Origin of the sequence: Stenotrophomonas sp. MYb238 (genome assembly GCF_009496535.1) — a bacterium.
Lineage (GTDB): Bacteria > Pseudomonadota > Gammaproteobacteria > Xanthomonadales > Xanthomonadaceae > Stenotrophomonas.
Map to the genome: position 1 here is coordinate 62,822 of NZ_WIDL01000020.1, position 20,991 is coordinate 83,812.

A 20,991-nucleotide genomic window follows, 5' to 3' on the forward strand; every position below is an offset into this window, starting at 1 on the left:
CGTCGTCGCCGTCCATGGCGGCGGGCTCAGCGCGCGGCATCGGCCAGCACCTGCACCGGCGCGCCCACCGGCAGCGCCGCCGCCTCCTTGCCCAGGCTGATTTCGGCCAGATAGCTCAGGCGTTCGGCGTCCTGCCCGGTCAAGGCGAAATACGGGGTGAACACCGGCTCGCTGCGGATCATCCGCACGCGGCCGTCGAACACCTGTCCCTGCGGCTGCACCTGCACCCGCAGCGCATCGCCCACCTGCAGCCGGTTGCGCAGCGCCTGCGGCAGGTAGACCCGCGCATAGGGCGCATCGCCCACCAGCAGGACCGCCAGCGGCGCGCCCGTGGCCGGCTGGTCCCCGAGTTTGTAGGGAAGGCTGTCGACGCGGCCGGCGCGCGGCGCGACGAGCGCCAGCTTGTCCAGCGCCACCGACTGCACCGCCGCGCTGGCCTGGGCTGACGCCAATGCGGCCTCGCCCTGCGCGAGTTGCTCGCCGCGGCTGCCGTGCAGCAGCTCGTCCAGCGCCGCCGTGGCCTGCCGCACCTGCGCCTGCGCGCTCTGCGCGGCGGCACGGGCGCGATCCAATTCCGCCGCCGCCACCAGCTGGCGCCCGGCCAGCGGCTGCAGGCGCGCGTGATACGCCTGTGTCTCCCGCGCCTGTGCCTGCGCCGCCGCCAGTGCGGCCCGGGCCTGGGCGATGTCCTCCGCACGCGGCCCATGGCGCAGTTCCAGAAGCGCGGCGCCGCGCTGCGCCTCCTGCGCGCGCAGCGCATCCAGCTGCGAACGGGCCTGGGCCGGCTCGAGCTGCATCAGCGACGCCCCGGCGGCAACCTGCTGGCCTTCGCGCACGTCGATGCGCACGATGCGCTCGGATACCGGCGCCGGCACCGTCACCCGGTCCCATTCCAGCGTGCCCAGCGCCTGCGGCGCCGGCCGCGCGCAGCCGGCCAGCGCCAACGCCAGCAGCAACGCGCCGGCAATGCCTCGGTCATTCATGTCCCAGCTCCAGTCCGCGCGTCAGCAGCGCCAATGCGTGCCGCTGCACCGCATCGGCTCCCAGTTCCCCGGCGCCGAACAGTTGCCGCCAGATCGGCGCACTGGCCAGGGGGAACATCGTCAGCCCCACCATCGACACCACCATCAGCCGCGGATCCAGTTCCGGGTTGAGCCGCCCGGCCCGCTGCGCGGCGGCGAAACGCTCCATCAGCAGGCGCGGCAGCAAGGGCCCGATCCGTTCGATCATCACGTCACGCAGGGCGCCGCCTTCGCAGAGGATTTCCCGCACCCACAGCGTCGGCAGCCACGGATGGGCCGCCACCACCCGCGTGATGGCGGCGACGAAGCCGGCCACCATCGCGGCCACGTCGTCGTCCGCCCCGCCCATCCCCGCCTGCACCTGCGCCATCACCGGCCACAGCCGTTCGGCCACCACCGCCTGCTGCAGCTGCAGCTTGTCGCCGAAGTAGTAGTGGACCAGGGCCGGCGTCACCCCGGCACGGCGGGCGATGTCGCGCAACGAGGTCGCGCCGATGCCCTGCGCCGCGAAGCAGGCCAGCGCCGCATCCAGCAGCCGCTCGCGCAGGTCGGCGGCATCGGCCGTGGGCCGCCGCCCCGGCATGCGCTTGCGTGGCGTGCGGGGAGCGGTTCCGGCATGCGGGGCGGATGCCTCCGGCGCCGTGGAGGTACCGGTGCCGCCTGTGGATCTTCTGGATGCAGGACGTTTCATCGCTCCATTTAATTCAATGGATAATTAAATTTCAATGATCGAATCGTGGAGCCCGGCCAGCGTCCGCTCCGTACCCGCCGGCGGCGCATTACACCCGGATATCCGCCCACGACGGAGGTGAAACAATGCCGCCCTGCGCGCGACGGCATTGATACCCGGCGCATCGACACCATTTCTTCCCCCATGACCGCGACCATCCACCACGACTTCACCCTCGATCCGGCCGACAACGAACGGCTGGCCAACCTCGCCGGCCCCTTCGACGAAAACCTGCGCCAGATCGAACTGCGCCTGGGCGTGCAGATCGCCAACCGCGGCAACGTGTTCCGCGTCAGCGGTCCCGGCAGGGCCGCGGAAGAGGCCGAAAGGCTGCTCAGGGCGCTCTACGAGGAAGCCGCCGGCACCACGCTGGACAGCCACGCCATCCACCTGCTGCTGAGCCGCGCCAACGTCGAACAGGTGGCCGAGCGCGCCTACGAGGCGCAGGACGTGGCGATCAAGGTCAAGCGCGGCACCGTGCGCGGCCGCGGCCAGAACCAGTCGCGCTACCTGCACCAGATCGCCACCCACGACATCAATTTCGGCATCGGCCCGGCCGGCACCGGCAAGACCTTCCTGGCCGTGGCCATGGCGGTGGAAGCGCTGAACGAATCGCGCGTGCAGCGCCTGATCCTGGTGCGCCCGGCGGTGGAGGCCGGCGAGAAGCTCGGCTTCCTGCCCGGCGACCTCACCCAGAAGGTCGACCCCTACCTGCGCCCGCTGTACGACGCGCTGTACGAAATGCTCGGCGTGGAGAAGGTCGCCAAACTGCTGGAGAAGAACGTCATCGAGATCGCGCCGCTGGCCTACATGCGCGGACGCACGCTCAACGACGCCTTCGTGATCCTGGACGAGGCGCAGAACACCACCATCGAGCAGATGAAGATGTTCCTGACCCGCCTGGGCTTCGGTTCCACCGCGGTGGTCACCGGCGACCTCACCCAGACCGACCTGCCCAAGCACGTCAAGTCCGGCCTGCGCGACGCCATCGAGGTGCTGCGCGGCGTGGAAGGGGTGAGCTTCACCTTCTTCGAATCGCGCGACGTGGTCCGCCATCCGCTGGTGGCGCGCATCGTCAACGCCTACGACCGCCGCGACCTGCAACAGGTCAATCCCGGAGCCGAGTAAGGCGTGCCTACATGGCACCCTCCTGCGCAGAAGGTGCCATGCCCCGTTCCCCTCTGCTGCTGGTCCAGACTCGCCGGAATGGAGCGCGTTGCGGCGGTCCGCCAGATCATCCTGCTGCGGGGCCGTAACTGCCACGCATCCACCGAAGAAGCGGGCATCGCGGAGCTGCGCGTCGCGGCCAAGGTCGCGTAAATCACCTCCGCCGCAAACGAATGGAAGTCGCGGTGAGGCCGCTTGCGCGCGATACTGTGCGCCCCCGCACCGCCTGACCGCTGGAACCCGCCATGACCAAGGGCCCCGTCCGTCTCGACGTCGCCGTCAGCTACGCCCTGCCCCGCGCCGGGCTGCCGGCGGCGGTGAGTTTCCGCCGCTGGGTCGCCGCCGCGCTGGAGGGCCGCATCCGCGAGGCCGACCTTGCCATCCGCGTGGTCGATGCCAGGGAGGGCCAGTCGCTGAACCGCCACTACCGCGGCAAGGACTACGCCACCAACGTGCTCAGCTTCCCGGCCGAGGTGCCCGAAGGCCTGCCCAAGGGCGTCAAGTTCCCGCTGCTCGGCGACCTGGTGATCTGCGCGCCGGTGGTGGCGCGCGAAGCCGAGGAACAGGGCAAGCCGCTCAACGCCCACTATGCGCACCTGACCGTGCACGGCGTGCTGCACCTGCTCGGCTGGGACCACGAGGACGACAGGGAAGCCGAGGCGATGGAGCAGCTCGAACGCGAGATCCTCGCTGAACTGGGCATCGCCGACCCCTATGCCGGCGAGCGCTGAGCGATGCCGACGAAGCGCCTGTTCCCGCTGCTGTTCGCCGCCCTGTCGCCCGCCGCCGCGTTCGCCGATCCCGCCGTCGACCTCCCGGCGCTGATCGAATGCCGCCAGGGCGTGAGCGATTTCGCCGCGCTGGCGCCCATCGCCGCCGATCCGCTGAAGGCCGTCGCGCTGGGCTGGCGGCCGCTGCCGCAGGGCAACTTGTTCATGAACGAGTACATGCTGAACACGCCGATCACGGTGTTCGGCCACAGCGCCGACCATATCGCCATGGCCGGCTCCAGCATCGTGGCGATCCTGGACCTGGCCGATCCGCGGCCGCTGGCCAAGGCGCTGGAACTGGAAACCGGCTACGACGCCGACGGCAAGCTCATGGCCGGCCGCGAACTGCTCAGCCGCGACGTGATCGATGCCAGGACCGGCGAGGCCCTGATCGAGTCGGTGATCCTGAGCGTGTCCAACGTCAAGTCGCACCCCGGCAAGACCCTGGCCGGCTGCACCTACAGCCTGGATATTCCGGCCGAGGGCGAAGCCCCGGCCGCCGCTTCCGGCGCGGCCAGCGACACCCCGCCGGCCTGAGCGGGCGGCCGCGGACATCCTGCTAGACTTGCCCCCACCGCCCGGTCCGCCGGGCGCCCTGAACGAAGAGATGTCCGAAGACGACAGTAGCAGCGCCCCGGAGCAGGGCGAAAAGAAACGCGGCTGGCTCGAACGCCTGAGCGCGGCCTTCTCCGGCGAACCCCATACCCGCGACGAACTGGTAGCCGTGCTGCAGACGGCCGAGCAGGACGGCCTGATCGCCGCCGACACCCTGCGCATGATGGAAGGCGCCATCGCCGTGGCCGAACTGACCGTCGGCGACGTCATGATCCCGCGCTCGCAGATGGTGTCGCTGCCGGTCGAGCAGCCGTTCCTCGAACTGATGAAGCAGGTGGTCGAATCCGGCCATTCGCGCTTCCCCGTGCACGGCGAGAACAAGGACGACGTACTCGGCATCCTGCTGGCCAAGGACCTGCTGCGCGGCGTGGTCGCCGACAACAGCCACGCCACCATCCGCGAGTTGCTGCGCCCGGCGGTGCTGATTCCCGAGTCGAAGAAACTCAATGTGCTGCTCAAGGAGTTCCGGCTCTCGCGCAACCACATGGCGATCGTGGTGGACGAGTACGGCGGCGTGGCCGGCGTGGTCACCATCGAGGACGTGCTGGAGCAGATCGTCGGCCAGATCGACGACGAGCACGACGAGGCCGAGGATCACACCGCGCAGATCGCCATCCAGGCCGACGGCCGCTACGTGGTCGACGCGCTGACCGCGATCGAGGATTTCAACGAGCGCTTCGGCGCGACGTTCTCCGACGACGACTACGACACCATCGGCGGGCTGGTCACCGAGGCCGTCGGCCACCTGCCCGAGATCGGCGACGAACTGGCCCTGGACCGCTTCGTGTTCCGCGTCGCGCGCGCCAACGCGCGGCGGGTGCAGGCCTTCCACGTCACCGTGCTCCCGCCCGATCCGCAGGACGACGCTTGATCGCGCCGCGCCTTTCCCGTCTGCCGCGTTTCCCGTTCCCGCTCGCGCGCCTGCTGGCGTGCGCGCTGCTGTGCCTGGCGGCGGGCATGGCGCAGGCCGCGCCGGTGGCCGGCGATCCGGCGCCCCGCGCGCCGCGCATCGGCGTGGTGACGATGCAGCCGGGCGAGGTCTTCTTCGAGCGCTTCGGCCATGACGCGCTGGTGGTGGCCGATCCCGACGGCGGCCCGGCCGTTTCCTACAACTTCGGTTTCTTCGACCCGTCCGAGCCGGACTTCATCGGCAACTTCGTGCGCGGGCGGATGATGTACTACCTCGTCGCGCTGCCGCTGGACGAGGACCTGGCGCAGTACCGCGACGCCGGGCGCGGCGCCGCCATCCAGTGGCTGGACCTGCCGCCACAGCAGGCGCGGGCGCTGGCCGACGACCTGGCCGAACGTTCGCGCCCGGAGAACGCGCGCTACCGCTACGACTACTTCACCGCCAACTGCTCGACGATGGTGCGCGACGCCCTGGACCGCGCCATGGGCGGCGGCCTGCAGTCGCAGCTGGCCGGGCGCTCGCGCGGCAACAGCTACCGCAGCGAGGCGGTGCGGCTGGCCTCGCCGTCGCCGTGGATGTGGCTGGGTTTCGACCTCGGCCTCGGCCCGTGGGCCGACCAGCCGCTGTCGCGCTGGCAGGAAGCCTTCGTGCCGATGCGGCTGGCCGACGGCCTGCGCGAGGTCCGCAACAGCGAGGGACGCCCGCTGGTGCGGTCCGAACAGGAACTGCTGCCGCAGCGGCTGGCGCCGGAACCGGCCGAACAGGCGCGCGCGTGGTGGCCGTGGCTGCTGGCCGGCCTGGTGCTGGCCGGCGCGGTCTTCGCCGCGCGCCGCCACCGCCGTGCGCTCGGCGGCGTCGCCCTGCCCTTCTGGCTGTTCTGCGGCCTGGCCGGGCTGCTGCTCGCCTACCTGTGGGGCTGGAGCGAACACCGCGCCGCCTGGGCCAACCGCAACCTGCTGCTGCTCAGCCCGCTGGCACTGGCGCTGCTGCCGGGCGCATGGCGCTTGCTGCGCGGGCGGCTGCCCGGCCGCGGGTTCGCCTGGCTGCTGTGGACGGTGGCCGCCATCGCCACGCTGTCGCTGCCGCTGCACTGGCTGTCGCTGCAGGCGCAATTCAACATGCAGTGGATCGTGCTGCTGCTGCCGGTCCACCTGGCGCTGGCGCTGGTACTGGGCCGCCGCGGCTTGGCGGCCACCCCACGCTGAGGCACGATGCCGCCATGGACGTCGGCAACTCTCCCGCGGCAGCGCCCGCCAATCCACCCTGTGTCATCAACTGCACCTGGTACGGCGAGGACGGCACGCTGCGCAACCTCCCGCTGGATGCGATCAGCGAGGCGCTCGAGGCCAGCAACCGGGGCTTCGTCTGGGTCGGCCTGTACGAGCCCGACGACGCCGTGCTGGAGAAGGTGCAGGCCGAATTCGGCCTGCACGACCTGGCCATCGAGGACACGCGCAAGGCGCACCAGCGGCCCAAGGTGGAAACCTACGGCAACTCCCTGTTCGTGGTGGTGCACACCGCGCAGGTGGTCGAGGAACGCATCCGCTACGGCGAGACCCACGCCTTCCTCGGCCCGCGCTACCTGGTGACGGTGCGCCACGGCGCCTCGCTGTCGTACGCGCCGGTGCGCGCACGGCTGGAGCGCGAACACGACCTGGTGGCGCTGGGCCCGTCGTTCTGCCTGTATGCGGTGCTCGACGCGGTAGTGGACAACTACCTGCCGATCACCGACAGCTTCGGCGACACGCTCGATACGCTGGAGAAGGACATCTTCGCCGAGAACTACCGGCGCCGCACCGTCATCCGCCTATACGACCTCAAGCGCGAGCTCAACAAGATGCGGCTGGCGGTGACCCCGCTGCAGGATGCGCTGTCGCAACTGCAGCGCAACCCGGCGCAGCTGCTCAACGACGAGGCGCGGCTGTACCTGCGCGACGTGCAGGACCATGCCGCGCGCGTCAACGACGCCATCGACACCCTGCGCGAGATGCTCGGCACCGCGCTGAGCGTGAACCTGTCGCTGGTCACGCTGGCGCAGGGCGAAACGGTCAAGCGCCTGGGCGCCTGGGCGGCGCTGCTGGCCGCGCCGACCCTGATCACCAGCTGGTACGGCATGAACTTCACCCACATGCCCGAGCTGGCCGGCCGCTACGCCTACCCGCTGCTGGTCCTCGTCGTCGGCGCGACCTGCGCGGCGCTGTACCGGCTGTTCAAGCGCTCGGGCTGGCTGTAGGCCCGCCGGGCCACCGCGACCGCCCGCGGCAACCCGATCCATTACCGCATTGCGGGGGACTCCATGGAAAACGACGCCATCCTCGACCATCGCCGCCGGCGTTTCCTGCGCAGTTCGCTGGCCGCCGGCGCCGTGGCCCTGCCCCTGCTCGGCCAGGCCGGCACCGCGCTGGCCGCCGATGAAAGCGGCAACCCCTCCACGCTTCCCGCCTCCCTGCGCGCGCTCAAACCGGTGGCGCACCGGGTGGTGCCGATCACCGCCGGGGAGCGTGCGCACCGCCTGGCGCGGGCGCAGCAGCTGATGGGCGAACACCGGATCGACGCGGTGTTCATCGGCGCCGGCACCTCGCTGACCTACTTCACCGGCATGCACTGGTGGAACAGCGAACGCCTGACCGGCGTGATCCTGCCGCGCTCGGGCGAGCCGGTGTACGTCACGCCCGAGTTCGAGCGCGGCCGCACGCTGGAGCAGATCAAGCTCGGCAACGATGTGCGCGGCTGGCAGGAGGACGAGGATCCCTACGCGTTGGTCGCGCAGGTGCTGCGCGGCTTCGGCGCCGCCAACGGCACCGTCGGCATCGAGGAAACGGTGCCGTTCTTCCGCAGCAAGGGCATCATGGACGCCCTGCCGCACGCCACCTTCGTCGACGCCTGGCCGGTCACCGCCGGCTGCCGGCGCATCAAGAGCCCGGCCGAACTGGCGCTGATGCGCCTGGCCAATCAGACCACGCTGGCGGTGTACGAGGCCGTGTGGAAGGCACTGACGCCGGGCATGACCGAGGACGACATCGCCGGGCTGGTCGCCCTGGCCTACGCACGCACCGGCCTGCGCGGCAGCGCCGACGTCAACATCGGCAAATACACTGCCTCGCCGCACGGCTCGGACGCGCCGCAGCGGCTCACCGAGGGCACGCCGGTCATCTTCGACGGCGGCTGCAGGGCCGACGGCTACACCAGCGACATCACCCGCACCGTGGTGCTGGGCAAGGCCGGCGACGACATCCGCCGCGTCTTCGACATCGTGCTGAAGGCGCAGACCAGCGCGCTGGAGGCCGCCCGCCCCGGGGTGGCGATGGAAGCGCTGGACGCCGCCGCGCGCAAGGTCATCAGCGACGCCGGCTATGGCCCGGACTACACCTACTTCAGCCATCGTCTCGGCCATGGCATCGGCATGGACATGCACGAGTGGGACTACCTGGTCCGCGGCAACCGGCACCTGCTCCAAGCGGGCATGACCTTCAGTGACGAACCCGGCATCTACATCCCGGAGAAATTCGGCGTGCGCCTGGAGGACATCCTGCACATCACCGCCGACGGCGCCGAACTGCTGACGCCGCAGAGCCCCTCGATCGACCACCCTTTCGGCTGACGGAAACCTGCAGGAGCGGCCTCAGCCGCGAAAGGGGCCGTCCCTGCGAAAAGCCATCGCGACTGAAGTCGCTCCTACGACTGCGCTGCGCCACGCTGCTGATGCCGCTGAGCCAGCGTCGACCATTCCTTCGGCTGATGGAACCCTTGTAGGAGCGGCTTCAGCCGCGAACGGGGCCTTTCCTGCGAAAGGCCATCGCGACTGAAGTCGCTCCTACGACTGTACGGCGCCATCTGCGGTGTGCGCCGCCGGCGCCAGCCGCCCGATCTGCTGCAGGCCCTGACAGAAGCGCACCAAGCCACGCTCTATCGGCTCAGGCCACATAGATCGTCTTGATGTTGGTGAACTCGCGTATGCCGTGCTCGGCCAGTTCGCGGCCGAACCCCGAGCGTCTGGTGCCGCCGAACGGCAGCCGTACATCGCTCCTGACCACCGCGTTGACGAAGGCCGCGCCGCATTGCAGCTGCGCGGCGACCCGCTCGCCGCGCGCGGCGTCGCGCGTCCATACGCTGCCGCCCAGGCCGAAGGTGGTGTCGTTGGCCACGCGCACCGCCTCGGCCTCGTCCTTCACCCGCAGGATCGCCGCCACCGGGCCGAACAATTCCTCCTCGTATGCCGGCATGCCCGGCGCCACGTGGTCGAGGATCGACGCCGGGTAACCGGCATGGGTGCCGGCCAGCGGTTCACAGCCCAGCAGCGCCTTGGCGCCGCGGTCGATGCTGGCGCGCACCTGCCGGTGCAGGCCATCGCGCAGGTCGGCGCGGGCCATCGGCGCCAGCGTGGTGGCCTCGTCCTGGGGATCGCCATATACCCGCGCCTTCGCCGCCTCGACGAAGCGCCGCACGAAGGCGTCGGCGATGGAGTCCACCAGCACGAAACGCTTGGCGGCGATGCAGGTCTGCCCGGCGTTGTCGAAACGCGACGCCACCGCCGCGGCGACCGTGGCGTCGAGGTCGGCGTCGTCCAGCACCACGAACGCGTCGCTGCCGCCCAGTTCCATCACGCATTTTTTCAGCTGGTCGCCGGCGTTGGCGGCGATGGAGCGCCCGGCGCGTTCGCTGCCGGTCAGCGTCACCGCCTTGACCCGGTCGTCGCGCAGCACGTCGGCGGCCTGGTCGTTGTCGATGTGCAGCACGTCGAACGCCCCGGCCGGCATGCCGGCGTCGGCCAGCACCGCGGCGATCAGGTCGGCGCAGCCCGGTACGTTGCTGGCGTGCTTGAGCAGGGCGACGTTGCCGGCCATCAGCGACGGCGCGAGGAAACGGAACACCTGCCACACCGGGAAGTTCCACGGCATCACCGCCAGCACGCAGCCGATCGGCTGGTAGAGGACATAGCTGCGCTGCGCCTCGGTCTGGATCATCTGCGGCCGGAGGTAACCGGCGGCATGGTCGGCGTAGTACCCGCAGGCCGCCGCGCTCTTCTCGATCTCGGCCAGCGCCTCGCCGCGCAGCTTGCCCATCTCCCGCGTCATGGTGCGCTGGAGCTCGTCGCGGCGCGCGCGCAGCGCGGCGGCCACCTTGCGCAGCAGGACGCCGCGCTGTTCCAGCGCCAGGCCCGACCACGCCGGGAACGCCGCCTGCGCGGCGGCAAGCCGCTGCTCGACGGCAACGGCGCTCATCGGTTCGACCGTGCGCAGGGCGCGGCCGTCGAAGGGGTTGAGGGTCGGGGATGACGCCATGGCGCTGTACCTGCATCCAACGAAGGCGGACAGGGTAGCGCCGGCGATGTTGTGGCCGCGTCGTCTGGGCGGCGCCGGGAAAACGCGGGCGTCGCGGCGCCGTAGGCGCGCGACCCGCGCCCCGACGGCGCGGCTCAGCCGTTGTCCTGCAACGCCAGCTGCATGTCGCGCTGGCGCCGCTTCTCCGCGCGCGCCGAGATCCACCAGCCGACGAAGGCCACGGTCGAGACCGCCAGCACCAGCAGGGTCGCCAGCGCGTTGATCTTCGGGCTCACGCCCATGCGCACCGAGGCGAAGATCTTCATCGGCAGCGTGGTCGAGCTGGGGCCGGCGACGAAGCTGGCGATCACCACGTCGTCCAGCGACAGGGTGAAGGCCAGCAGCCAGCCGGACAGCAGCGCCGGGGCGATGATCGGCAGGGTGATCAGGAAGAACACCTTGAGCCGGTTGGCGCCCAGGTCCATCGCCGCTTCCTCCAGCGAGCGGTCCAGTTCCTGCAGCCGCGAGGACACCACCACCGTCACGAAGGAGATGGTGAAGGTGACATGCGCGATCCAGATCGCCACCACGCCCTTGGACGGCAGCCCGAACAGGCCGCCCATCGACACCAGCATCAACAGGATCGACAGGCCGATGATGACCTCGGGCATCACCAGCGGCGCGGTCACCAGCGCGCCGAACACGGTCTTGCCGGGGAACCGCCTGAAGCGGGTCATCGCCATCGCCGCCATGGTGCCGAACACCATCGACGCGCTCGCGGTCCAGAACGCGACCTTGAGGCTGACCCAGGCCGCTTCCAGCAGCTGCCGGTCGCGGAACAGCTCGCCGTACCACTGCGTGGAGAAGCCCGCCCACACCGTCGCCAGCCGCGAGGAATTGAACGAGTACAGCATCAGCAGCAGGATCGGCAGGTACAGGAAGGCGAAGCCGAGCAGCAGCACGCTCCAGCCCAGCCAGCGTTGGCCACGGACCATGCTCATGCCAGCTTCCCTTCCAGCTCGCGCTGCTGGTACCGGTTGAAGACGATGATCGGGATCAGCAGCAGGACCAGCATCACGATCGCCACCGCCGAGGCCAGCGGCCAGTCGCGGTTGTTGAAGAACTCGCCCCACAGCACGCGGCCGATCATCAGCGTGTCCGGGCCGCCGAGCATTTCCGGGATCACGAACTCGCCCACCGCCGGGATCATCACCAGCATGCAGCCGGCGACGATGCCGCTGCGCGACAGCGGCAGGGTGATGCGCACGAACGCCTGCCACGGCTTGGCGCCGAGGTCGTAGGCCGCTTCCAGCAGGCGCTGGTCGAGCTTGACCAGGTTGGCGTACAGCGGCAGCACCATGAACGGCAGGTAGCAGTAGACGATGCCGATGTAGGCGGCCAGCGGCGTGTAGAGGATGCGCAGCGGTTCGTCGATCAGGCCCATGCCCATCAGCGTGCGGTTGACCAGGCCGTTGCTGTCCAGGATGCCGATCCACGCGTAGACGCGGATCAGGAACGAGGTCCACGACGGCAGCACCACAAGCATCATCGCGATGTTGCGCGCCGACGGCGACATGCGCGAGATCACATAGGCCATCGGGTAGCCGATCAGCAGCGTGAGGAACGTGGCGATGACCGCGATCCTGATCGAACTGAGGTAGGCGACGACGTACTGGCTGTCGGTCAGCAGCTGGGCGTAGTTGCCCAGGTTGAGGTTGACGCTGAAGGCGTTGTCCACGTACGCCACGATGGAGGTGTATGGCGGCATCGCCACCGCCATCTTCGCGAACGAGATCTTCAGCACGATCAGGAACGGGATCGCGAAGAACAGCAGCAGCCACAGGTAGGGCACGCCGATCACGCCGGCGCGGGTGCCCGGCAGCCAGCGCCGCCAACCGCCCGGATTCTGGCCGCGCGCACTCATGAGGTCAGCACCACGCCGTCGTTGTCGTCCCAGCTCACCCAGACCTCGTCGTTCCAGGTGATGCCGTCGCTGTCCCAGCGCTTCATGTTGGCGAAGTTGGACAAGATCTTGGCGCCGCTGGGCAGGCGCACGTGGTACACCGAATGGCTGCCGAAATAGGCGATGTCCTCGACCACGCCGCGCGCCTTGTTGGTCTCGCCCTCGGGCTCGTCCTTGGCGATGTGCACCTTCTCCGGGCGCAGCGCGAACGCCACCGGCTGGCCCTCGTAGCCGGTGATGCCGTGGCCGACGTAGATCGGCGCCGGGAAATCGGCGGTGCGCACGGTGACGTATTCGGGCAGGTCCTCGTCGATCACGCCCTCGAACAGGTTGACCGAGCCGATGAAGCCGGCGACGAAGCGGTTGGCCGGCTGTTCGTAGATGTCGTCGGGCTTGCCGATCTGCTGGATCCAGCCCTGGTCCATCACCGCGATGCGGGTGGCCATGGTCATCGCCTCTTCCTGGTCGTGGGTGACCATCACGCAGGTCACGCCCAGCTGCTCGATGATGTTGACCAGCTCCAGCTGCATCTTCGAGCGCAGCTTCTTGTCCAGCGCGCCCATCGGCTCGTCCAGCAGCAGCAGCTTCGGGCTCTTGGCCAGCGAGCGCGCCAGCGCCACGCGCTGCTGCTGGCCGCCGGAGAGCTGGTGCGGCTTGCGCTTGCCCAGCTTCTGCAGCTGCACCAGTTCCAGCATCTCGCCGACGCGGCGGGCGATGGCGTCCCTGGCCATGCCGTCCTGCTTCAGGCCGAAGGCGATGTTCTGCTCCACCGTCATGTGCGGGAACAGCGCGTAGGACTGGAACATCATGTTGATCGGCCGCTCGTAGGGCGGCAGCGCGTTGATCTCCTGCCCGTCGAGCAGGATCCTGCCCCGGGTCGGCGTCTCGAAGCCGGCCAGACAGCGCAGCAGCGTGGACTTGCCGCTGCCCGAGCCGCCCAGCAGTGCGAAGATCTCGCCCTTGCGCACGTCCAGGTTGACGTCGTCGAGCGCGACGAAGCCGTCGAATTCCTTGCGCAGGTCGCGGATGGACAGGTAGCCGGGCTCGCTGTTCAGGGCGATGGCGTCGGGCCGGACATCGGTCTTGGCATCAACGGGCATGAAAGATTCCGGAGGCGTGTGGGACGGGCAAACGCGCGTAGTGTAGTCCCGGCATTTTGCAGGCGACACCATGCCGTTTCACGGGAGAACACCTTAGTTCTACGCCTCCGTGATTCCAGAGGCGCATCAGCAACGCCACTCGAAGGAGAAGCCCCCCTTGGAGTTCAAGGGGGGCGCCAAGGGCGCGGGGGACGAGGAAGAAGGTGAGCCGGGGCCCATGGTTCGCCTTGCAAACCTTGGGGAACTACGCGAATGCGTAGTTCAGCGCCCGGTCTTGATCTCCGTCCACAGCCGCGTATAGAGCTTGTCCACTTCCGGCGGGTTGATCGCGTAGGTGAACATCTTCGCCGCCACGTCGTCCGGCGGGTAGATGGTGCTGTCCTCGCGGATCGCCGCATCCACCAGCGGCGTGGCCGACTTCACCGGGTTGGCGTAGTGGGTGACGTTGGTGTTGTTGGCGGCCACCTGCGGTTCGAGCAGGTAGTTGATGAACGCATAGGCGTTCTCCGGGTGCTTGGCGTCCTTCGGAATGGCCAGCATGTCGAACCACTGCGGCGCGCCTTCCTTCGGGATCGAATAGGCCACTTCCACGCCGTTGCCGGCCTCCTCGGCGCGGTCGCGGGCCTGGATGATGTCGCCCGACCAGCCCACCACCAGGCAGGTGCTGCCATTGGCCAGCGAACCGACGTACTGGCTGGAGTGGAAGTTCTGCACGTACGGGCGGATGGTCTTGAGCAGATCCGCGGCCTTCTGCAGGGTGGCCGGATCGGTGCTGTGCGGGTCCTGGCCCAGGTAGTGCAGCGCGATCGGGATCATGTCCGACGGGGTGTCGAGGATGGTGACGCCGCAGTCCTTCATCCGGGCGATGTTTTCCGGCTTGAACACCAGGTCCCAGCTGTTGGCGATGTCGGCGCTGCCGCCGAAACGCTCCTTGAGCTTGGCCACGTTGTAGCCGATGCCGGTGGTGCCGATCATGTACGGCACGCCGTACCTGTTCTCCGGGTCCTGGCCGGCGATGCGCGCCATCACGGCCGGGTCGAGGTTGGCCAGGTTCGGGATTTTGCTCTTGTCCAGCGGCAGGAACACGCCGGCCTCGATCTGGCGGCCGAAGAAGTTCAGCGTCGGCACCACGATGTCATAGCCGCTGTTGCCGGTCAGCAGCTTGGTCTCGACCATCTCGTCGCTGTCGAACACGTCGTAGGTGACCCGGATGCCGGTCGCCTTCTCGAAGTTGGGGATGGTGTCCTCGGCGATGTAATCCGAGTAGTTGTAGACGTTGAGGACCTTGGCCTCGCCGCCGTCGGCGGTTTTGGCGCCCTCTTCCTTGCCGCCGCAGGCGGCGAGCAGCGACATGGCGACGCCAACGGTCAGGATGCGCAGATTCATGGATTCTCCAGTGTGATCCGGGAGGGGCCGGCTGAACCGGCGGCGGGGTAGTGTCCCATGAAGCCCTTGTAGGAGCGACTTCAGTCGCGATGGAAGCCTCACCGGGCAAACCCGATCGCGGCTGAAGCCGCTCCTACCGAAGCGGGGTCAGACGTTGAGCAGCAGGAATTCGCGCTCCCAGGAGCTGATGACGCGGAAGAAGGTCTCGTACTCCTTGCGCTTGACCGAGACGTAGGCGCGGCAGAAGCGGCGGCCGAGCAGTTCCTGCAGCGGTTCGCAGCGCTCCAGCCCGTCCAGCGCCTCGCCCAGCGAACGCGGCAGCTGGTAGCCGGGCGCCTTGGCGTTGCCGGACACCGGCGCGGTCGGGGTGAGTTCTTCGCGGATGCCGAGCAGGCCGCAGGCCAGGGTCGCGGCCATGGCCAGGTAGGGATTGGCGTCGGAGCCGGCGAAGCGGCTTTCCACGCGGCTGTTCTCCAGGTTGTCGATGGGCACGCGCAGGCCGCAGGTGCGGTTGTCGAAGCCCCATTCGACATTGCTCGGCGAGACCTCGCCGAACACCAGCCGCCGATAGGAATTCACGTTCGGCGCGAAGAAGGCCATCGCCATCGGCACGTACTTCTGCAGCCCGCCCAGGTACTGCATGAACAGCGCGCTGTACTCGCCCTCGCCTTCGCCGGCGAACACATTGGTCCCGTCGCGGGTGCGCAGCAGGCTCTGGTGGATGTGCATCGCGCTGCCCGGCTCGGTCTCCATCGGCTTGGCCAGGAAGGTGGCGTACACGCCGTGGCGCATCGCCGCCTCGCGCATGGTGCGCTTGAACAGGAACACCTGGTCGGCCAGCGCCATGGCGTCGGCGTGGGTGAAGTTCACTTCCAGCTGCGCCGCGCCCGATTCGTGGATCAGCGTGTCCACGTCCAGCTGCATCGCGTCGCAGTAGTCGTACATCAGGTCGAGGATGGGGTCGAACTCGTTGACCGCGTCGATCGAGTACGACTGGCGCGCGGTTTCCGGGCGCCCGGAACGGCCGGCCGGCGGCAGCAGCGGGAAATCCGGGTCGGTGTTCTTCTGCACCAGGAAGAACTCCACCTCCGGCGCCACGATCGGCTTCAGCCCCAGCGCGTCGTAGGCGGCCAGCCCCCGCCGCAGCACGTTGCGCGGCGCCAGTTCGTGCGGCTCCCCGCTGCGCGTATAGCAGTCGTGGATGACCTGGGCGGTGGGGTCGGCCGCCCACGGCACCATGCGCACCGTGTCCGGGTCCGGGCGCAGCACCATGTCCGAATCGGCCGGCGCCACCAGTTCGTAGTAGTCGTCGGGGGAATCGCCGGTGACGGTGGTGGCGAAGATGCCCTCGGGCAGGCGCGTGCCGTAGTCGTGGGAGAACTTGTCGGCCGGGATGATCTTGCCGCGCGCGTTGCCGGTGATGTCCGGCACCAGGCACTCGACCTCGGTGATGTTCCGCTGCTTGAGCCAGCGCAGCAGGGTGCTGTCTTCCTGCGCGGCGACGGTCTTGCGGGGGCGGGAACGGGGACGGGAGCTCATGACGGTTGGGCTTCGGTTGCATGACAGGCGCCAGCCACCGGCACGCATGCCCTGCCCCGGTGGCGAGGCGTGCAGGCACGCTACTGCCGCCCCGCCGTTTAGGCAACCGGCGCCGCCGCGCCACGGCCGTGCGGAGGTTGCGCCCGGGCACGTAGACTGCACTGCCCGCCTGCTTCGATGCGCCTGATGCCCGTGGACGCCGCCCGGTCCGACTATCCGCCCAGCTGGTACGCCGCCAGCCTGCCGCCGGTCGCGGCGCGCGCGCCGCTGCGCGGCCATGCGCGCGCCGACGTGGCGGTGCTGGGCGCCGGTTACACCGGGCTGACCGCCGCCCTTGCGCTGGCCGGGAAAGGCTACCGGGTGACGGTGCTGGAGGCCGCGCGCGTCGGCTGGGGCGCCTCCGGCCGCAACGGCGGCCAGGCGCTGGTCGGCTATGGCTGCGAGCAGCACACGCTCGAATCCCTGCTCGGCGTCGCCGATGCGCGGCTGCTGTTCGAGTTCTCGCGCGACGGCCTGCGCAGGCTCAAGGAGCGCATCGCGCGCCACGGCATCGACTGCGACTGGCGCGACGGCCACGCCAGCGTGCCGATCCGCCGCCGCCAGGAACGGGCGCTGCGCGCCGGCATGGAAACGATGGCGCGGCGCTACGACTACCCGCTGCAATGGTGGGACCGCGCGCAGCTGCGCCAGGTGCTGGCCAGCGACCGCTACCGCGGCGCGCTGTACGACCCGGCCAGCGGCCACCTGCACCCGCTGGCCTACGCCCAGGGGCTGGCGCGCGCGGCCGAAGCCGCCGGCGCGCTCATACACGAGCACTCGCCGGTGCAGCGCCTGGAACGCGGCGCGCGTCCGGTGCTGCACACCGCGCAGGGCCGGGTCGAGGCCGACTTCGTGGTGCTGGCCGGCAACGCCTGGCTGCAGGGCATCGCGCCGGAACTGGAAACGCGGATGATGCCGGTCGGCACCTACATCGGCGCGACCGCGCCGCTCGGCGCCGAGCGCGCACGCGGCCTGATCGGCAACGACATGGCCGTGGCCGACGTGAACTGGGCGCTGGACTATTTCCGCCTCAGCCGCGACCACCGCCTGCTGTTCGGCGGCCAGGCCAGCTATTCGGCGCTGCCGCCGCCGGGGCTGCGCGGGGTGATGACCCGGCGCATGCGCGCGGTGTTCCCGCAGCTGGCCGACGTGGAACTGGACTTCGTGTGGGGTGGCTACATCGACATCACCCGCAACCGCGCCCCGCACTGGGGCCGGCTCGCGCCCAACGTCTATTTCGCGCAGGGATTCTCCGGCCATGGCGTGGCCAGCGCCGGCCTGGCCGGCGAGGTCATCGCCGAGGCCATCGCCGGGCAGGCGCAGCGGCTGGACGTGTTCGAGCGCATCCCCCATCACCGTTTCCCGGGCGGCGCGGCGCTGCGCCGGCCACTGCTGGTGGCGGCGATGTCCTGGTACAAGCTGCGCGACCTGCTGTGGTGAAGGCGACCCCGGCCGCCGCAGGCGATGGGCGGCACATCGACGAGGGCATCGCATTGACCCCTGTCATCGCACTGCGGTTGCCGCCGGGTTAAAGTCCGGCACGCGCCGGCGGCCCGCCGGATGCCACGACCCGCTACCGGATCCTTCGCCCCCATGACAGTGTCGCCACCGGCCGGCTTCGGCAGCCGACCGATCGCCCTCCTGCCGCAACGCATCCTGCTGGTCGAGAACTCGCGCGCCTTCACCTCGATGCTGCGCGAGGCCATCGAACAGCGCCTGGAACTGCCGGTCAGCGTGGCCTCCTCGCTGGCCGAGGCCGGCGCCCTGCTGGACGCCGAGGACGACTGGTTCCTGGTGCTGACCGGGCTGGTGCTCTCCGACGGCGACCGCGACGGCGTGGTGGCGTATTTCGTCGAGCGCGGGCTGCCGACCATCGTGGTCAGCAGCGTCTACGACGAGGACCTGCGCAGGCGCGTGCTGCAGCAGGACATCATCGACTACGTGCTGAAGAACACGCCCGGCAGCCTGGACTACCTGGTCTGGCTGGTGCAGCGGCTGGACCGCAACCGCCGCATCTGCGCGCTGGTGGTGGACGACTCGCCCTCGGCGCGCGGCTACGCCGCCTCGCTGCTGGGCATGTACGGCTACCGCGTCGCGCAGGCCGCCGACGGCCATGCCGCACTGCAGGCGCTGGAGGCCGACCCGGCGATCCGCCTGGCCATCGTCGACCAGGAAATGCCCGGCATGGACGGCGTGGAGTTCACCCGCCGCCTGCGCGCCCTGCGTGCGCGCGACAAGGTCGCGGTGATCGGCATCTCCGGCAATTCCGATCCGTCGCTGATCCCGCGCTTCCTCAAGAACGGCGCCAACGACTTCCTGCGCAAGCCCTTCTCGCGCGAGGAGTTCTTCTGCCGCGTCTCGCAGAACGTGGACCAGCTGGAGCTGATCGGCACCCTGCAGGACCTGGCCACCCGCGACTTCCTCACCGGCCTGCCCAACCGCCGCAGCTTCCTGGAGCAGAGCCAGCGCCGGCTCGAGCGGCATACCGCCGATGCCGGCAGCGTCGCGGTGGCGATGGTGGACATCGACCATTTCAAGCACATCAACGACAGCCTCGGCCACGAGGCCGGCGACCAGGCGCTGCGCGCCGTGGCCGGCGTGCTGCACGCCCATACCCGCCCGCAGGATCTGAGCGCCCGCTTCGGTGGCGAGGAGTTCTGCATGCTGGTCGCCGCGCCGGACGAGGACGCCTGCATGCGCCACTTCGAACAGCTGCGCGCGGCCGTCGCCGCGCTGGAGCTGAGCCTGGGCGGCCACGCGCTGCGCATGACCGTGAGCATCGGCGTATGCCGCATGCCGGCCGGCAGCAGCACCCTGCACGGACTGATCGCCGAAGCCGACCGCCAGCTCTACCTGGCCAAGGCCGGCGGCCGCAACCGCGTGCACGGCGTTACCTTGGACTGAACCGCCGGCCGGCTTTGATCCAGATCAACGCGGCACGCCGCCGCCGTCCCTAGAGTGCGCCCGGACAGCACTCATCTGGAGAAACGGCGTTGGCACTTCTGGTCTGGCAGGACGATCTCAACACGGGCGTGGAGGTCATCGACCACCAGCACATGCGCATCGTGGAGATGCTCAACCACCTGCATGTGACCCAGAAGAGCCTGGAGCGCATCGCCGTCGGCGAGGTCATCGACGAACTGATCGACTACACCCTGTCGCACTTCGCCTTCGAGGAAGAGCTGATGGAGGAAGCCGGCTATCCGTTCTGCGCCGCGCACAAGCGCGTGCACGAGGTGTTCATCAAACGCGTCTCCGAATACCGGATGCGCTTCGAGGCCGGCGAGGACATCACCGACGAGCTGCGCAACATGCTCTCGCGCTGGCTGTTCAACCACATCCGCGGCGACGACAAGGCCTACGCCGAACAGGTCAAGCGCCACCTCAACAAGTTCGCCCGCGAACACGAGGAAGGCGGCTGGCTCGGGCGCACGCTCAAGCGCCTGTTCCGCTGACCGCGCCGCGGTCCTGCCGGCGCCGCGCGGCGCATGGAGGAACGCCATGAAACATGGAACCGCCGGGAACGCTGCCCGGCACCCGGCCATCGCAGGCCGACGGCCGCCAGGGACGGCGGCCACCTGCATCCGCCCCGCGCGCGAGGCGTCAGCGCCGTGCCGCTTCGCGGCGCTGGATCGCCCACAGCGCCAGCGCGGTGGCCAGCGCGGTCGCGCACAGGTAACCGCCGACCGCGCCGACGCCGAACTTCCCCGCCAGCCAGGTCGCCGCGTAGGGCGCAGGCGCGGCGCCGAGGATGCCGGCCAGGTTGAACGACAGCGATGCGCCGGTGTAGCGCACCTGCACCGGGTACAGGCCGGCCAGCATGGTGCCGCAGGGGCCGTAGGTCAGGCCCATCAGGAACAATCCCAGCGACAGGAAACCCAGCACCTGCCAGGGATGGGCGGCCTGGAACAGCGGCTTGAACAGCAGGCCGAACACGAAGATGGCCAGCGTCGCCAACAGCATCGTCCGGATCGTGCCGTGGCGGTCGCCGTGCATCGCCGCCAGCGGGATGCCGGCGGCGAAGAACAGGATGCCGACCATCTGCAGCAGCAGGAACTGCTCGCGCGTATAGCCCAGCGCCGAGGTGCCGTAGCCCAGGGTGAACACCGTCATCAGGTAGAACAGCACGAAGGTCGCGAACGCGGCCAAGGTGCCGGCGACCAGCGCGAAGCCATGGCCGGCGATCACCTCGCGCATCGGCAGCCGCACCCGCTGCCCGCCCTCCACCGCGCGGCGGAAGTCCGGGGTCTCGTGGATGTTCAGGCGCACCCACAGGCCGACGATCACCAACAGCGCGCTGGCCAGGAAGGGCACGCGCCAGCCCCAGGCCTGGAACGCCGCGTCGTCCATCAGCCGGCCCAGCAGCAGGAAGATGCCGGCCGACATCAGGAAACCCAGCGGCGCACCCAGCTGCGGGAACATGCCGTACCAGGCGCGCTTGCCCGGCGGCGCGTTCTCGGTGGCCAGCAGCACCGCCCCGCCCCATTCC

General features: G+C 69.6%; 19 protein-coding genes. 10 read left to right on the forward strand and 9 right to left on the reverse strand.

Translation table 11 applies throughout. From position 1 onward, the window contains the following. Positions 1 to 26: 26 nt before the first annotated feature. A complete protein-coding gene (locus CQ393_RS13635) occupies positions 27 to 983 on the reverse strand; it encodes an HlyD family efflux transporter periplasmic adaptor subunit (protein ID WP_153192118.1) in 957 nt (318 codons plus the stop codon). Beyond that, complete coding sequence (locus CQ393_RS13640) at positions 976 to 1,605, reverse strand: TetR/AcrR family transcriptional regulator (protein WP_153192120.1); 630 nt, start codon at positions 1,603 to 1,605, stop codon at positions 976 to 978. Before CQ393_RS13640 ends, CQ393_RS13635 begins: the two co-directional genes overlap by 8 nt. A gap of 291 nt (positions 1,606 to 1,896) precedes the next feature. On the opposite strand from CQ393_RS13640, the gene CQ393_RS13645 reads away from it, so the two are divergent. From CQ393_RS13645 to CQ393_RS13675, 7 genes are all read left to right on the forward strand, one after another. Continuing rightward, positions 1,897 to 2,880 carry a PhoH family protein gene (locus tag CQ393_RS13645; protein ID WP_153192123.1) on the forward strand — a complete coding sequence of 328 codons (984 nt, stop codon included), beginning with the start codon at positions 1,897 to 1,899 and terminating at the stop codon, positions 2,878 to 2,880. A 284-nt stretch (positions 2,881 to 3,164) separates the two neighbouring features. Further along, on the forward strand, positions 3,165 to 3,650 hold the full coding sequence (gene ybeY, locus CQ393_RS13650) for an rRNA maturation RNase YbeY (RefSeq protein WP_153192125.1): 486 nt from the start codon (positions 3,165 to 3,167) through the stop codon (positions 3,648 to 3,650). A gap of 3 nt (positions 3,651 to 3,653) precedes the next feature. Beyond that, the gene (locus CQ393_RS13655; RefSeq protein ID WP_153192128.1) at positions 3,654 to 4,226 is read left to right on the forward strand and encodes a hypothetical protein; all 573 of its coding nucleotides are present in this window, start codon (positions 3,654 to 3,656) and stop codon (positions 4,224 to 4,226) included. 70 nt (positions 4,227 to 4,296) lie between these two features. Then, positions 4,297 to 5,175, forward strand: coding sequence for a transporter associated domain-containing protein (locus CQ393_RS13660; protein WP_153192130.1), 879 nt, complete (start codon positions 4,297 to 4,299; stop codon positions 5,173 to 5,175). Positions 5,176 to 5,243: 68 nt separating this feature from the next. After that, the gene (locus CQ393_RS13665; RefSeq protein ID WP_228114559.1) at positions 5,244 to 6,419 is read left to right on the forward strand and encodes a DUF4105 domain-containing protein; all 1,176 of its coding nucleotides are present in this window, start codon (positions 5,244 to 5,246) and stop codon (positions 6,417 to 6,419) included. A gap of 14 nt (positions 6,420 to 6,433) precedes the next feature. Continuing rightward, positions 6,434 to 7,447 (forward strand): magnesium and cobalt transport protein CorA, encoded by a 1,014-nt coding sequence (locus CQ393_RS13670; protein WP_153192132.1) that lies wholly within the window; start codon positions 6,434 to 6,436, stop codon positions 7,445 to 7,447. A 63-nt stretch (positions 7,448 to 7,510) separates the two neighbouring features. Further along, entirely contained in the window at positions 7,511 to 8,815 is a 1,305-nt protein-coding gene (locus CQ393_RS13675) for a Xaa-Pro peptidase family protein (RefSeq protein WP_153192134.1), read from the forward strand. Between the two features lie 313 nt (positions 8,816 to 9,128). Here the strand turns inward: CQ393_RS13675 and CQ393_RS13680 are convergent, their stop codons facing one another. From CQ393_RS13680 to CQ393_RS13705, 6 genes are all read right to left on the reverse strand, one after another. Then, complete coding sequence (locus CQ393_RS13680; RefSeq protein ID WP_153192136.1) at positions 9,129 to 10,496, reverse strand: NAD-dependent succinate-semialdehyde dehydrogenase; 1,368 nt, start codon at positions 10,494 to 10,496, stop codon at positions 9,129 to 9,131. A gap of 134 nt (positions 10,497 to 10,630) precedes the next feature. Next, the gene (locus CQ393_RS13685) at positions 10,631 to 11,476 is read right to left on the reverse strand and encodes an ABC transporter permease subunit (protein ID WP_153192138.1); all 846 of its coding nucleotides are present in this window, start codon (positions 11,474 to 11,476) and stop codon (positions 10,631 to 10,633) included. After that, entirely contained in the window at positions 11,473 to 12,399 is a 927-nt protein-coding gene (locus CQ393_RS13690) for an ABC transporter permease subunit (RefSeq protein ID WP_153192140.1), read from the reverse strand. The genes CQ393_RS13685 and CQ393_RS13690 overlap by 4 nt, the downstream gene beginning before the upstream one ends. Further along, a complete protein-coding gene (gene potA, locus CQ393_RS13695; RefSeq protein ID WP_153192142.1) occupies positions 12,396 to 13,538 on the reverse strand; it encodes a polyamine ABC transporter ATP-binding protein in 1,143 nt (380 codons plus the stop codon). Before potA ends, CQ393_RS13690 begins: the two co-directional genes overlap by 4 nt. Before the next feature lie 261 nt (positions 13,539 to 13,799). Further along, positions 13,800 to 14,924, reverse strand: a complete 1,125-nt coding sequence (locus CQ393_RS13700; RefSeq protein ID WP_153192144.1) for a polyamine ABC transporter substrate-binding protein — start codon at positions 14,922 to 14,924, stop codon at positions 13,800 to 13,802. Between the two features lie 147 nt (positions 14,925 to 15,071). Beyond that, positions 15,072 to 16,463 (reverse strand): glutamine synthetase family protein, encoded by a 1,392-nt coding sequence (locus tag CQ393_RS13705; protein ID WP_153192146.1) that lies wholly within the window; start codon positions 16,461 to 16,463, stop codon positions 15,072 to 15,074. 186 nt (positions 16,464 to 16,649) lie between these two features. Here CQ393_RS13705 and CQ393_RS13710 point away from each other — a divergent pair, with 186 nt between their 5' ends. From CQ393_RS13710 to CQ393_RS13720, 3 genes are all read left to right on the forward strand, one after another. Beyond that, positions 16,650 to 17,942 carry an FAD-binding oxidoreductase gene (locus CQ393_RS13710; RefSeq protein ID WP_228114552.1) on the forward strand — a complete coding sequence of 431 codons (1,293 nt, stop codon included), beginning with the start codon at positions 16,650 to 16,652 and terminating at the stop codon, positions 17,940 to 17,942. 153 nt (positions 17,943 to 18,095) lie between these two features. Further along, the gene (locus CQ393_RS13715; protein WP_153192150.1) at positions 18,096 to 19,406 is read left to right on the forward strand and encodes a diguanylate cyclase; all 1,311 of its coding nucleotides are present in this window, start codon (positions 18,096 to 18,098) and stop codon (positions 19,404 to 19,406) included. An 89-nt stretch (positions 19,407 to 19,495) separates the two neighbouring features. After that, complete coding sequence (locus CQ393_RS13720) at positions 19,496 to 19,957, forward strand: bacteriohemerythrin (protein WP_153192152.1); 462 nt, start codon at positions 19,496 to 19,498, stop codon at positions 19,955 to 19,957. Between the two features lie 148 nt (positions 19,958 to 20,105). Here the strand turns inward: CQ393_RS13720 and CQ393_RS13725 are convergent. Further along, positions 20,106 to 20,991: MFS transporter (locus tag CQ393_RS13725; RefSeq protein ID WP_153192153.1), on the reverse strand; the 886-nt coding region annotated here is incomplete at its 5' end.

Excerpts from the sequence above, each read along its gene's own strand:
- CQ393_RS13635 (WP_153192118.1), bottom strand. The coding sequence starts at position 983 with ATGAATGACCGAGGCATTGCCGGCGCGTTGCTGCTGGCGTTGGCGCTG.
- CQ393_RS13640 (WP_153192120.1), bottom strand. The coding sequence starts at position 1,605 with ATGCCGGGGCGGCGGCCCACGGCCGATGCCGCCGACCTGCGCGAGCGG.
- CQ393_RS13645 (WP_153192123.1), top strand. The coding sequence starts at position 1,897 with ATGACCGCGACCATCCACCACGACTTCACCCTCGATCCGGCCGACAAC.
- ybeY (WP_153192125.1), top strand. The coding sequence starts at position 3,165 with ATGACCAAGGGCCCCGTCCGTCTCGACGTCGCCGTCAGCTACGCCCTG.
- CQ393_RS13655 (WP_153192128.1), top strand. The coding sequence starts at position 3,654 with ATGCCGACGAAGCGCCTGTTCCCGCTGCTGTTCGCCGCCCTGTCGCCC.
- CQ393_RS13660 (WP_153192130.1), top strand. The coding sequence starts at position 4,297 with ATGTCCGAAGACGACAGTAGCAGCGCCCCGGAGCAGGGCGAAAAGAAA.
- CQ393_RS13670 (WP_153192132.1), top strand. The coding sequence starts at position 6,434 with ATGGACGTCGGCAACTCTCCCGCGGCAGCGCCCGCCAATCCACCCTGT.
- CQ393_RS13675 (WP_153192134.1), top strand. The coding sequence starts at position 7,511 with ATGGAAAACGACGCCATCCTCGACCATCGCCGCCGGCGTTTCCTGCGC.
- CQ393_RS13680 (WP_153192136.1), bottom strand. The coding sequence starts at position 10,496 with ATGGCGTCATCCCCGACCCTCAACCCCTTCGACGGCCGCGCCCTGCGC.
- CQ393_RS13685 (WP_153192138.1), bottom strand. The coding sequence starts at position 11,476 with ATGAGCATGGTCCGTGGCCAACGCTGGCTGGGCTGGAGCGTGCTGCTG.
- CQ393_RS13690 (WP_153192140.1), bottom strand. The coding sequence starts at position 12,399 with ATGAGTGCGCGCGGCCAGAATCCGGGCGGTTGGCGGCGCTGGCTGCCG.
- potA (WP_153192142.1), bottom strand. The coding sequence starts at position 13,538 with ATGCCCGTTGATGCCAAGACCGATGTCCGGCCCGACGCCATCGCCCTG.
- CQ393_RS13700 (WP_153192144.1), bottom strand. The coding sequence starts at position 14,924 with ATGAATCTGCGCATCCTGACCGTTGGCGTCGCCATGTCGCTGCTCGCC.
- CQ393_RS13705 (WP_153192146.1), bottom strand. The coding sequence starts at position 16,463 with ATGAGCTCCCGTCCCCGTTCCCGCCCCCGCAAGACCGTCGCCGCGCAG.
- CQ393_RS13710 (WP_228114552.1), top strand. The coding sequence starts at position 16,650 with ATGCCCGTGGACGCCGCCCGGTCCGACTATCCGCCCAGCTGGTACGCC.
- CQ393_RS13715 (WP_153192150.1), top strand. The coding sequence starts at position 18,096 with ATGACAGTGTCGCCACCGGCCGGCTTCGGCAGCCGACCGATCGCCCTC.